We start from the raw sequence: 11,440 nt of genomic DNA on the forward strand, positions 1-11,440 counted from the left end.
AGGTGGCGCCGCCGGCCTCGCAACCGGCCATGTCGACCTGCACCGATTCGGCGCCCAGCGGCTGCGCGCGGGTGGCGCGGTCGGCCTTGCAGGGCAGCAGCGCGACCAGGCCGGCCTCGGCCACCGGGACTTCGCGCCAGTTGAAGGTCGGGCTGCAGGCCGCGAGCACGAGGACCGCGGCGGCGACGCAGGAGGCGCGCGCGCGACGGCGAAGACGGGAGGTGGGCTGCGGCATGGGGACCGGATTATCGATCCACCGTTCCATGGGGACTGTCGCGCGCGCCAGCACGTTCGAACGTGCGGAACTAGAATCGCGCCGCCCCACTCAGTCAGCAGCCATGAAAAAGTACGTTATCGCAGCCGCCGTTGCCGTCGCCCTGGCCACCGGCGTGGGGGTGTACCTCGGCTCAGGCACTACCGCGGCGCCCGCCTCGACCTTCGTGCTGCTCGACGGCACCAGGAAGAGCACCGAGGACCTCAAGGGCAAGGTCACGCTGGTCAACTTCTGGGCCACGAGCTGCGTGACCTGCGTCGGCGAGATGCCCAAGGTGATCGCCACCTACGACAAGTACAAGGCGCGCGGCTACGACACGCTGGCGGTGGCCATGAGCTACGACCCGCCGAGCTATGTCGTCAATTTCGCCGAAACCCGCAAGCTGCCGTTCAAGGTGGCGATCGACAACACCGGCAGCGTGGCGCAGGCCTGGGGCGACGTGAAGCTCACGCCGACCACCTACCTCGTGAACAAGCAGGGCCAGATCGTCAAGCGCTACGTGGGCGAGCCCGATTTCGCCGAGCTGCACAAGCTGATCGAAAAGCTGCTGGCCGAGGCCTGAGCCCTCCCCCACCCATCAAAAAGGCGCTGTCCGTGACCGGACAGCGCCTTTTTCGTTGGGGCAAGCGATGGCGGATCAGCGGTCGCGGAAGGTGTCGTGGCAGGCCTTGCAGCTCGCGGCGGTCGGGCCGAACTGGGCCTTGAGCGCATCGATGTTGCCGGCCTTGGCGGCCACCAGCAGCTTGCCGGTCTCGGCGATCAGCTTGTCCTGGTGCTCCTTGAACTTGGGCGCTTCCTTCCAGACCTCGGGCTTGGCCTTGCCGCCCTCGGTGCCGGCGCCGAAGCCGGCCCAGGGCAGCTTCGCCATGTCGGCCACCACTTCGGCATTGGCCGCGGCGGCGGCGGCGTCGTAGGGCGCGCGGCCGTTGGCCATGGCGCCCAGGCGGCCGAAGTGCTGCGACATGACGAACAGCGCGCTCTGGCGGTACTTGATGGCGTCTTCAGGCTTCGCGAACTGGGCCGCGGCCGGCAGGGTGGTGGCGGCGCAGGCGGCGGCCAGCGCGAAGGTGGCGAGTCGGATCATCGTGGTCCTTCTGACATGTGGGAATCGTGGGTGATGCCGTCGGGCGCGGCACCTGCGCGGCAGTGTAGGGGCAGGCCGGTCGGCGCGCATAGCAACAACCCGATGGAACGGGCGGCTCGGACTTTGCTAATCTGCGCCTTCCGCAGCCATGCGCTCCCCCCACCTTCGATGACCGACTCCCCCGCGGCCGCGGCGTCCCGCCAGGCCACCCGAACACGCGTCTGGGACCTGCCGACCCGGCTGTTCCACTGGGCCCTGGCCGCCGCCGTGATCGGGCTGATCGCCACCGGCCTCGGCGGCGTCATGGAATGGCATTTCCGCCTCGGCTACACGGTGCTCGCGCTGCTGCTGTTCCGGCTACTCTGGGGCTTCGTCGGCGGGCGCTGGTCGCGCTTCGCGGCCTTCGTCTACGCGCCGGGCTCGGTCCTCGCCTACCTGCGCGGCCGCGCCCATCCCGATCACCTGATCGGCCACACGCCGCTGGGCGCGCTGTCGGTGTTCGCGGTGCTCGCGATCCTGGCGCTGCAGGTGGCGACCGGCCTCGTGGCCGACGACGAGATCTCGGCCGCCGGGCCGCTCACGCGCTTCGTCTCGGGCGATCTCGTGAGCCTAGCCACGGGCTGGCACAGCACGCAGGGCAAGTGGATCGTGATCGCGCTCGCGAGCCTGCACGTGCTCGCGGTGCTGTTCTACGTGCTGGTGAAGCGCCACCGGCTGGTCGCTCCGATGCTCTCGGGCGACAAGGACATCGCCGCCGCCGATCGTGCCGCGCCCGTCGCCGGCAGCCGCGACGACGCGGCATCGCGCGGCCTCGCGCTGGTGCTCGCGCTGCTGTGCGCGGGCGTCGCGTACTGGGTTTCATCGTTGCGCGCATGAGCTCATCCGTCTCACGCCCCCTGCCGCTGTCGGACACGCCGGCCGTCGTGCTGCTCACGCCCGACGAGGCCCACGAACTCGAGGCCACGCGCCTCATCTTCCGCGACTACGCCGCCTCGCTGGGCATCGATCTCGACTTCCAGAATTTCGACCAGGAACTGGCCGCGCTGCCGGGCGAATACGTCGAGCCGCGCGGCACGCTGCTGCTGGCGCTGGTCGATCCGGCGCACGTCAAGGACGAGGCCGGCCGCGCCACACCCACGCTGGTGCGCGCCGATGGCCGGGTCGCGCACGTGGCCGGCTGCTGCGCGCTGCGGCCGCTCGACAGCGCGGACTACGTGAATGCGGCGGAGATGAAGCGCCTGTACGTGCGCCCGGGCTTTCGCGGCCTGGGGCTGGGCCGCCAGCTCGCCGAGGCGATCCTCGACGCGGCGCGTGGCGCGGGCTACGGCTGCGTGCTGCTCGACACGCTCGACGAGATGGAGTCGGCGCGTGCCCTCTACGAGGACCTGGGCTTCGCCGAGGTGCCGCCCTTCTATCACAACCCCATTGCGGGGGCGCACTACCTGAAGGTGGACCTGTAGGCGAGGAACGGTCCGCGGGGCGGACCGTTCTCGTTGGACCTGCCGCTCAGCCCTTGGCTTGCGCCAGCAGCGTTTCGGCGTTGCTGACTTCGAACTTGCCCGGTGCTTCGACGTTGAGCGTCGCGACCTTGCCGTCCTTCACGAGCATCGAGTAGCGGTTGCTGCGCAGGCCCATGCCGCGGCCCGTGAGGTCCAGCGTGAGGCCCGTGGCCTTGGCGAAATCGGCGCTGCCGTCGGCCAGCATGCGCACCTTGGCGCCGGTCTTCTGGTCGCGCGCCCAGGCGCCCATCACGAAGGCGTCGTTCACGCTCACGCACCAGATCTCGTCCACGCCCGCGGCCTTGAAGTCGTCGAAGTGCTGCACGTAGCCCGGCACGTGCTTGGCCGAGCAGGTGGGCGTGAAGGCGCCCGGCAGCGCGAACAGCGCGATGGTCTTGCCGGCCGTTGCCTTGCTCACGTCGACGGGGTTCGGGCCGATGCTGCAGCCTTCGCCCTCGACTTCCGAGTACTCCTGCAGGGTGGCCGAGGGAAGGGTGTCGCCGACTTTGATCATTTGAAAGTGCTCCTGGAAAAAGAAAAACGGCCCACATTGTGGGCCGTTTCGCGATGGACTGCCGGCCACCTCGCGGGGCTGGCGAACCAGAAGGGGATCAGACCAGGACGGCCTTCTCGACCAGACGGGTCACGACCCAGTTCTTGGTCTTCGAGATCGGACGGCTTTCCGTGATCTCGATGGTGTCGCCCAGCTTGTACTCGCCCTTTTCGTCATGGGCGTGGTACTTGCTCGTCTTGGCCACGATCTTGCCGTAGAGCTCGTGCTTCACACGGCGCTCGACCAGCACGGTCACGGTCTTGGCACGCTTGTCGCTGACCACCTTGCCGATCAAGGTGCGCTTGAGGGATTTTTTAGCTTCCGTCATGTTCACTCCTTACTTGGCGGCTTGGGTTTCTTGCTGCTTCTGAGCAAGAACGGTCTTGGCGCGCGCGATGTCGCGACGCGTCACGCGCAGCGTCGAGGTGTTCGACAGCTGTTGCGTGGCTTTCTGCATGCGCAGGCCGAAATGGGCCTTCTGCAGATCCTTGATTTCGGCTTGCAGACCGGCGACGTCCTTCTCGCGCAGTGCTGTTGCCTTGCTCACCTTGGCCGGAGCCGCGGCTTCTTTCTTCTTACGTGTTGCCATGGATGTTCTCCTCTCAGGCGCCGAGCTGGCGCGAGACGAACGTCGTGCGCAGCGGCAGCTTGGCAGCGGCCAGGCGGAAGGCTTCGCGGGCGAGTTCTTCGGGCACGCCGACGATCTCGAACACGATCTTGCCGGGCTGGATCTCGGCGACGTAGTACTCGGGGTTGCCCTTGCCGTTACCCATCCGCACTTCTGCGGGCTTGGTCGAGATCGGCTTGTCGGGGAACACGCGGATCCAGATACGGCCACCGCGCTTCACGTGACGCGAAATCGCGCGGCGAGCGGCTTCGATCTGGCGCGCCGTGAGGCGGCCGCGGTCGGTGCATTTCAGACCGAAGTCACCGAAGGCCACCGAGTTGCCCCGGGTGGCGACGCCGGTGTTGCGGCCCTTTTGTTCCTTGCGGAACTTTCTGCGTGCAGGTTGCAGCATGTCTTGTTACTCCGTGAGGACTGCCCCGGGCTTCCTGTGCGAATGCACACCCGGGGCTGAGACCGATTACTCGGTCTTGGCACCGTCCGCTGCTGCAGCGGGCGCGGCTTTGCGGACGCGCTTAACGGCGGGTTTCGAGTCTGCACCGGCACCGCCGGTTGCTTCTGCGGGCTTGTCGCTGCCGTCGGCGGGAGCGGTGTTGCCACCGATCGGGCCACGGGCACCGGCACGCGGGCCGCCGCGGCGGTCACCACCCGGACGGTCGCCACCAGGGCGGCCATCACGGCGCGGACCACGCGGACGACGCTCTTCCTCGGGACGCGGGGTCTCGACGGCGGGCAGGTCGTTGCGGCCCAGGGTGTCGCCCTTGTAGACCCACACCTTGACGCCGATGACGCCGTAGGTGGTCTTGGCTTCCGAGGTGCCGTAGTCGATGTCGGCGCGCAGCGTGTGAAGCGGCACGCGACCTTCGCGGTACCACTCGGTACGAGCGATTTCGATGCCGTTCAGGCGGCCAGCCGACATGATCTTGATGCCCTGGGCACCCAGACGCATGGCGTTCTGCATGGCGCGCTTCATGGCGCGGCGGAACATGATCCGCTTTTCGAGCTGCTGCGTGATGCTGTCGGCGATCAGCTGGGCATCGATTTCGGGCTTGCGCACTTCTTCGATGTTCACTGCCACCGGCACGCCGAGCTGGCGGCCCAGTTCGCGCTTGAGGTTCTCGATGTCTTCGCCCTTCTTGCCGATCACGACGCCCGGACGAGCCGAGTAGATCGTGATGCGGGCGTTCTTGGCGGGACGCTCGATCAGGACGCGCGACACCGAAGCGTTCTTCAGCTTCTTCTTCAGGTATTCGCGAACCTTGATGTCTTCGGCCAGCATGCCCGCGAAATCGCGGTCGCTGGCATACCAGCGGCTGGACCAGTTACGGGTAACCGCCAGACGGAAGCCGGTCGGATGGATTTTCTGTCCCATATTTCTTCCAGGCTCTTAGTTGCCAACCGTCACGTACACATGGCACGTGGGCTTGCTGATGCGATTGCCGCGACCCTTGGCGCGCGCCGTGAAGCGCTTGAGCGTGGCGCCCTGTTCGACGTAGATGGTCTTGACCTTCAGTTCGTCGATGTCGGCACCGTCGTTGTGCTCCGCGTTGGCGATGGCCGACTCGAGCACCTTCTTGATGATCACAGCGGCCTTCTTCTGCGTGAATTGCAGAACGTTGAGCGCTTGATCGACCTTCTTGCCGCGGATCAGGTCGGCGACCAGACGGCCCTTGTCGACCGAGAGGCGGACACCGCGGAGGACTGCACGTGTTTCAGACATGGTCGTTCCTTACTTCTTCTGGACTTTCTTGTCCGCGGGGTGCCCCTTGAACGTGCGCGTGAGCGCAAATTCGCCGAGCTTGTGGCCGACCATCTGGTCGGTGATGTAGACAGGCACATGCTGCTTGCCGTTGTGCACGGCAATGGTCAGGCCGATGAACTCGGGCAGGACCATCGAGCGGCGCGACCAGGTCTTGATCGGCTTCTTGTCCTTCGTCGTCACGGCCTTGTCGGCCTTGGCAACGAGGTGATGGTCAACAAACGGACCCTTTTTGAGAGAGCGAGTCATTTGCTATCCCTTACTTCTTGCGGCGCGACACGATGAAGACCTGCGTGCGCTTGTTGTTACGGGTACGGTAACCCTTGGTCAGGTTGCCCCACGGGTCGACAGGGTGACGGCCTTCGCCGGTCTTGCCTTCGCCACCACCGTGCGGGTGGTCGACCGGGTTCATCACCACGCCGCGAACGGTCGGGCGGATACCCATCCAACGCTTCACACCGGCCTTGCCGAGCTGGCGCAGGCTGTGTTCTTCGTTGGCCACTTCACCGATGGTCGCGCGGCATTCGATGTGAATGCGGCGGACTTCGCCCGAACGCATGCGGACCTGGGCGTAGACGCCTTCACGGGCCAGCAGCGTGGCCGAGGTACCGGCCGAGCGGGCGATCTGCGCGCCCTTGCCGGGCTGCAGTTCGATGCAGTGGATCGTCGAACCCACCGGAATGTTGCGGATCGGCAGCGTGTTGCCGGCGCGGATCGGAGCTTCCGAACCCGACAGCAGCGTTGCACCGGCTTCCAGACCGCGCGGGGCGATGATGTAGCGGCGCTCGCCGTCGGCGTAGCAGACCAGCGCGATGTGGGCGGTGCGGTTCGGGTCGTACTCGATGCGCTCGACCTTCGCCGGGATGCCGTCCTTGTTGCGACGGAAGTCCACCACGCGGTAGTGGTGCTTGTGACCGCCGCCCTTGTGACGGGTCGTGATGTGGCCGTTGTTGTTGCGGCCGGCCTTCTGGAACTGGGGTTCCAGCAGGGATGCGAGCGGAGCACCCTTGTACAGGTGGTCACGCGAAATCTTCACCGCGCCGCGTTGGCCCGGCGAAGTGGGTTTCATCTTGATGACGGCCATGATTAAGCGCCTTCCCCGACGAGGTTGAGCTCTTGACCGGCCTTCAGCGTGACGTAGGCCTTGCGAACGTGGTCGCGGCGGCCGACGGACTTGCCGAAGCGCTTGGTCTTGCCCTTGATGTTGGCAACCGACACGCCCTTGACTTCGACCTTGAACATCAGTTCGACGGCGGCCTTGATCTCGGGCTTGGTGGCGTCTTGCAACACCTTGAAAGTGACAGCGTTCGACTTCTCGCCGACCATCGTGGCCTTTTCGGACACGATCGGGGCGACCAGCACGTTCATGAGACGGCCTTCGTCGAACTGACGTTGAGCAGGGGTGGGGTTCACGCGGCTCATGCGAACATCTCCTTGAGCTTGTCGACGGCACCCTTGGTGACCAGCACCTTCTTGTAGTGAACCAGCGACACCGGATCGGCGTAACGGGGTTCGACCACGAGGATGTTGACCAGATTGCGCGAGGCAAGGTACAGGTTTTCGTCGACTTCTTCGGCGATCACGAGCACGGACTCGAGATTCATTGCCTTGAAACGGGCTGCCAGCGGCTTCGTCTTGGGCGAATCCACGGTCAGCGAATCCACCACGGCCAGACGGCCTTCGCGAGCGAGCTGCGAGAAGATGGCGGCCATGCCGGCGCGGTACATCTTCTTGTTGATCTTCTGCGAGAAGTTTTCGTCAGGCATGTTCGGGAAGATCCGGCCACCCCCGCGCCACAGCGGCGAGGACGTCATACCGGCACGGGCGCGGCCCGTTCCCTTTTGCTTGAAAGGCTTCTTGGTCGAGTGCTTGACCTGTTCGCGGTCCTTCTGGGCGCGCGTGCCTTGGCGGGCGTTGGCCTGGAATGCGACGACGATCTGGTGCACCAGGTCTTCGTTGTAGTCACGGCCGAACACGGTTTCGGGGGCGTCGTACTTCGACGCGGCCTGACCTTGCTCGTTCAGGAGTTCGAGTTCCATTACTTCGCTCCTTCAGCCGCTTGCGGCTTGGCCTTGACGGCGGGACGCACGGTGACGAAGCCACCCTTCGAACCCGGGATCGCGCCCTTGATGAGCAACAGCTGACGCGCTTCGTCGATGCGGAACACCGAGAGGTTCTGCGTCGTGCGGGTGACGTCGCCGAGGTGGCCCGTCATGCGCTTGCCGGGGAACACGCGACCGGGGTCTTGTGCCATGCCGATCGAGCCGGGCACGTTGTGCGAACGGCTGTTACCGTGCGACGCGCGCTGCGAGCTCATGTTGTGGCGCTTGATCGTGCCGGCGTAGCCCTTGCCGATGGAGGTGCCTTGCACGTCCACCTTCTGGCCCACGGAGAACACGCTGCCGGCCGCGATCACGCCGCCAGCCTGGTGCTGACCTGCGGTATCTGCGGTGACGCGGAATTCCTGGATGATTTCGCCAGCTTCGACACCCGCCTTGGCGAGGTGGCCGGCTTCCGGCTTGGTCACGCGCGATGCTTTGCGCGAACCGAACGTCACTTGCAGTGCGACGTAGCCATCGGTCTCTTGCGACTTGATCTGGGTCACGCGGTTGTTCGACACATCCACCACCGTGACAGGAACTGCATCCCCGTCATCGGTGAAGAGACGCATCATCCCCACCTTGCGGCCCAGCAACCCGAGGGAGTTGCTCAGACTCATGTGTTTTCTCCAAAAAATGGAAGCTTCTCCCGCCGCTGCCACTTCAATTGGCGACAGCGTTTGACCGAAGTCGTATGACCGACTCGCGGCAACGGGGGAAGGTTGATAAATCTCCGACTTGCACGTACCTTGCGGACGCAACAAGGGCAGAGCCAGCGATTATAGCCCGCGGTATGGGCGGGGCGCAAGCGCTGGAAAAGGGCCCCTTTCGGGGCGATTGCAACGGCCCGCGGGGCCGTTTTCCGCCTATTTGGCGGGCATCGTGATGATGCTGTCGCCGTCCTTGGTGGTCTGAACGTCGCCCTGCGACTTCATCAGGGGTGCCGTCCCGGTCTGGATCGGGATCGAGATCGCGCTGCTCGCGCCGCCCTGGCTCACGAACACGTTCAGGTAGCGCAGCCCGTCCGACTCGCCGATGACCGAGACGGTCGCGGTGGAGCGTTGGCCGGCGGGCAGCGTCAGCGGGCTGCCGTTTCGCAGCGTCAGGCCGGGGTCCGCTGTGAAACGCACCGACGCGCCCTGAGGATCGGTCACGTCGTCGAACTGCAGCACGACCGACGTGGCTCGGCCCGCCTGCGGCGTGCCATCGACGCGGTATTGCACCGCGACACCCGAGCCGTTGGATTTCTGCACGGCCGTGGTCATGGGCGCCGGCGCCGCCTTGTGCTGCGAGCGCTTGGGCACGCGCGAGTCCGGCATGCCGTCGGCCAATGCCCAGGTCGTGAGCGCCGCCAGCAGGAGCGCCGCGATGGCGGTCCGTGTGTTCGAGCGAGTCGTCATGGCCATCATTCCTCTTACTGGATCGCGACGCTGATGCAGTTCGAGCCCGAACTGTTGAGATCGGTGACCGCCAGCACGTACTCGCCGGCCGGCAGGCTGACCTTGTTGCCCGACCTCGGGATCTGGCCGGCGCGGAACACGGTGAAATCCGGATTCACCAGCGGTGCGCTCGATGCCACCGACACCTGGTAGTCGCGCGTCGTGGGCGCCAGGAAGCGAAGGTAGGCATAGTTGCCCAGCTTGTTGCCGCCACCCGCGACCGTCGAGACGCAGGCGTTGGCCAGTTGCCCCACCACGGCGCTGCCGTACAGGGGCAGCACGTTCGGCACGCTCGGCGCGCCACCGTTGTTGCCTTCGGCTTCGCCGAAAGAATCGTTGGCGCCGGCGCTGATGTTCTGCGCGCTCAACAGACTTGCCAGGGCCGATGCATTGCCGGGCGCCACCGCATTGAAGGCCGCGGTGAACGGATGGATCGAGGTCACGGCAGCGCCGCCCCTGAACTGCGCACTGGTCATCGCATCGTGGATCGGCTTGAAGCCCACCTGCTGGTTGAGATTCCAGAAGATCGAGTGGATCGAGCGCTCGCGGAACCAGCCTGGATTGCTGGACGGCCCCGTCGCCAGGTTGATCGAGACGCTGACGTCGGAAGCGACCTGCCCTTCGCCGCGGGAATCGACATAGTTGCTGCGGCCGAGCGCGATGCCCGACCAGCCGTTGCCCCAGCCTTCGGAGAAGGCCACGCGGCGATCGAGGCGGTCACTGAGGTTGTGCGGCCCGCCGACCGAATCGTCGCGGCTGAAGGAAGACTGGTAATAGTGCCCCCACTCGTGCGCGATCACCGGTGCATCGAACTCGTCGGTGTCCACGTCTTCCTTGCCGAGCACATAGATTTCGCGGCCGGTGCTGCGGTTGGTGAAGAAGGTGCTGCCGATCTGCCCCAGTGCGAGGCTGCCGCTGGTCGGCACGTTGTTCGGACTCCAGAACACCTTTAGCGGCGGAAAGCTCGTCGCCGGCGCCACCGACAAGACCTTCTGCATCGAGGTGTAGACCGTGTCGAGCACCGCGAACGGTGCCGACACGCGGCGCCCGGTGTAGCTCGAACCACCCCATCCCGAATCGGCGCGCAGGTCGCGCGTCGTCGCACCCGAGCCCGTCGTGAAGGCCGCCGACTGCATCGAGTAGAGCGGCGTGTTGGCGCTGGTGTTGTCTCGCACGCTGACATCCCATGCCGCGGTCTGGATCTGGGCGCGGACGCGAACGACGATCGTGGCGTTCGCCGGCACCGACACCGAGTAGTTGCCGTTGGCATCGGTGGCCGTCACCGCGATCTGATTCGACAAGGCATCGAGCACTTCGACGAAGGCCCCGCGCACCGGCTTCGCGACGGTGGCCGAATAGACCAGCGGCCCGCTGTTGTTGGGCACCGAGTCGTAGGTGGCCTTGCCGCTGAGCGTGACCCCACCGATTACCGGGGGCGGAAAACCGATCGGGATTCCACCGCCGCCGCCACCGCCGCCTCCACCGCAACCTGCGAGGAACGCCGCGGCAATCAGCGCCGAACCGATGCCAGAAAGAATCCTGTGGTTCATAGCTTGTGCTGCCCTCATTCAGCTCCCGGCCAAGGTCTGGACGGCCGGTGGTGGGCGAGGATGCCACAGACGACACGCAAATGACAAAGGCCCGCTCACATTTCTGTGAACGGGCCTCGAAGCGACACCGCGCTTGACGCGCGAGCGGGCTTGTTGCTTGCGGCTTACTGCAGCTTGATCTCGACGTCGACGCCGGCCGGCAGGTCGAGCTTCATCAGCGCGTCCACGGTCTTGTCGGTGGGGTCGACGATGTCCATCAGGCGTTGGTGCGTGCGGATTTCGAGCTGGTCGCGGCTGGTCTTGTTGACGTGCGGCGAACGCAGGATGTCGAAACGCTTCAGGCGGGTCGGCAGGGGCACCGGGCCCTTGACGATCGCGCCGGTGCGCTTCGCGGTGTCAACGATCTCGGCGGCCGATTGGTCGATCAGCTTGTAGTCGAACGCCTTCAGGCGGATGCGGATTTTTTGCTTGGTTGCCATGGTGATTCCTTTGCGTTCGGCTTAGATGTCGAGGATCTTGGCCACGACGCCCGAACCCACGGTACGGCCGCCTTCGCGG

General features: G+C 65.7%; 18 protein-coding genes and 1 pseudogene. 3 read left to right on the forward strand and 16 right to left on the reverse strand.

From position 1 onward, the window contains the following. A pseudogene (locus tag AC27VN_RS19315) lies at positions 1-235 on the reverse strand (hypothetical protein); the annotation flags it as partial. Between the two features lie 103 nt (positions 236-338). On the opposite strand from AC27VN_RS19315, the gene AC27VN_RS19320 reads away from it, so the two are divergent. Further along, complete coding sequence (locus tag AC27VN_RS19320; RefSeq protein WP_208510583.1) at positions 339-836, forward strand: TlpA family protein disulfide reductase; 498 nt, start codon at positions 339-341, stop codon at positions 834-836. Positions 837-911: 75 nt separating this feature from the next. Here the strand turns inward: AC27VN_RS19320 and AC27VN_RS19325 are convergent, their stop codons facing one another. After that, positions 912-1,358, reverse strand: a complete 447-nt coding sequence (locus tag AC27VN_RS19325) for a c-type cytochrome (protein WP_208510582.1) — start codon at positions 1,356-1,358, stop codon at positions 912-914. A 168-nt stretch (positions 1,359-1,526) separates the two neighbouring features. On the opposite strand from AC27VN_RS19325, the gene AC27VN_RS19330 reads away from it, so the two are divergent. Together AC27VN_RS19330 and AC27VN_RS19335 are read left to right on the forward strand one after the other, a co-directional pair. Then, positions 1,527-2,234 (forward strand): cytochrome b/b6 domain-containing protein, encoded by a 708-nt coding sequence (locus AC27VN_RS19330; RefSeq protein ID WP_490877548.1) that lies wholly within the window; start codon positions 1,527-1,529, stop codon positions 2,232-2,234. Beyond that, complete coding sequence (locus AC27VN_RS19335) at positions 2,231-2,818, forward strand: GNAT family N-acetyltransferase (protein ID WP_398499982.1); 588 nt, start codon at positions 2,231-2,233, stop codon at positions 2,816-2,818. The genes AC27VN_RS19330 and AC27VN_RS19335 overlap by 4 nt, the downstream gene beginning before the upstream one ends. Positions 2,819-2,864: 46 nt before the next feature. Here AC27VN_RS19335 and AC27VN_RS19340 read toward each other — a convergent pair whose 3' ends face one another. The 14 genes from AC27VN_RS19340 to rpsJ form a co-directional block, all read right to left on the reverse strand. Next, positions 2,865-3,371, reverse strand: coding sequence for a peroxiredoxin (locus tag AC27VN_RS19340; RefSeq protein WP_057596157.1), 507 nt, complete (start codon positions 3,369-3,371; stop codon positions 2,865-2,867). A gap of 97 nt (positions 3,372-3,468) precedes the next feature. Next, positions 3,469-3,738 carry a 30S ribosomal protein S17 gene (gene rpsQ / locus AC27VN_RS19345; RefSeq protein WP_015867662.1) on the reverse strand — a complete coding sequence of 90 codons (270 nt, stop codon included), beginning with the start codon at positions 3,736-3,738 and terminating at the stop codon, positions 3,469-3,471. A gap of 9 nt (positions 3,739-3,747) precedes the next feature. Then, positions 3,748-3,999, reverse strand: coding sequence for a 50S ribosomal protein L29 (gene rpmC / locus AC27VN_RS19350; protein ID WP_371268850.1), 252 nt, complete (start codon positions 3,997-3,999; stop codon positions 3,748-3,750). Between the two features lie 13 nt (positions 4,000-4,012). Next, positions 4,013-4,429, reverse strand: coding sequence for a 50S ribosomal protein L16 (gene rplP, locus AC27VN_RS19355; RefSeq protein ID WP_057596155.1), 417 nt, complete (start codon positions 4,427-4,429; stop codon positions 4,013-4,015). 66 nt (positions 4,430-4,495) lie between these two features. After that, positions 4,496-5,407, reverse strand: coding sequence for a 30S ribosomal protein S3 (gene rpsC, locus AC27VN_RS19360; RefSeq protein ID WP_057596153.1), 912 nt, complete (start codon positions 5,405-5,407; stop codon positions 4,496-4,498). Positions 5,408-5,422: 15 nt separating this feature from the next. Further along, the gene (rplV, locus tag AC27VN_RS19365) at positions 5,423-5,755 is read right to left on the reverse strand and encodes a 50S ribosomal protein L22 (protein WP_007838134.1); all 333 of its coding nucleotides are present in this window, start codon (positions 5,753-5,755) and stop codon (positions 5,423-5,425) included. A gap of 9 nt (positions 5,756-5,764) precedes the next feature. Then, entirely contained in the window at positions 5,765-6,043 is a 279-nt protein-coding gene (rpsS, locus tag AC27VN_RS19370) for a 30S ribosomal protein S19 (protein WP_007838132.1), read from the reverse strand. Between the two features lie 10 nt (positions 6,044-6,053). Further along, positions 6,054-6,878 carry a 50S ribosomal protein L2 gene (rplB, locus tag AC27VN_RS19375; RefSeq protein ID WP_057596151.1) on the reverse strand — a complete coding sequence of 275 codons (825 nt, stop codon included), beginning with the start codon at positions 6,876-6,878 and terminating at the stop codon, positions 6,054-6,056. Between the two features lie 2 nt (positions 6,879-6,880). Further along, entirely contained in the window at positions 6,881-7,216 is a 336-nt protein-coding gene (rplW, locus tag AC27VN_RS19380) for a 50S ribosomal protein L23 (RefSeq protein ID WP_057596149.1), read from the reverse strand. Continuing rightward, entirely contained in the window at positions 7,213-7,833 is a 621-nt protein-coding gene (gene rplD, locus AC27VN_RS19385; RefSeq protein WP_093218836.1) for a 50S ribosomal protein L4, read from the reverse strand. The genes rplW and rplD overlap by 4 nt, the downstream gene beginning before the upstream one ends. Beyond that, positions 7,833-8,513: a 50S ribosomal protein L3 gene (gene rplC / locus AC27VN_RS19390; RefSeq protein ID WP_057596145.1), complete on the reverse strand. Its 681-nt coding sequence runs from the start codon at positions 8,511-8,513 to the stop codon at positions 7,833-7,835. The genes rplD and rplC overlap by 1 nt, the downstream gene beginning before the upstream one ends. Positions 8,514-8,759: 246 nt before the next feature. After that, positions 8,760-9,293: a hypothetical protein gene (locus AC27VN_RS19395; protein WP_490877549.1), complete on the reverse strand. Its 534-nt coding sequence runs from the start codon at positions 9,291-9,293 to the stop codon at positions 8,760-8,762. 14 nt (positions 9,294-9,307) lie between these two features. Beyond that, positions 9,308-10,882 (reverse strand): hypothetical protein, encoded by a 1,575-nt coding sequence (locus tag AC27VN_RS19400; RefSeq protein ID WP_490877550.1) that lies wholly within the window; start codon positions 10,880-10,882, stop codon positions 9,308-9,310. Positions 10,883-11,046: 164 nt separating this feature from the next. Next, positions 11,047-11,361 carry a 30S ribosomal protein S10 gene (rpsJ, locus tag AC27VN_RS19405; protein ID WP_057596142.1) on the reverse strand — a complete coding sequence of 105 codons (315 nt, stop codon included), beginning with the start codon at positions 11,359-11,361 and terminating at the stop codon, positions 11,047-11,049. Between the last annotated feature and the right edge of the window lie 79 nt (positions 11,362-11,440).

This window comes from Variovorax sp. 20P10.2.4 (assembly GCF_058244205.1).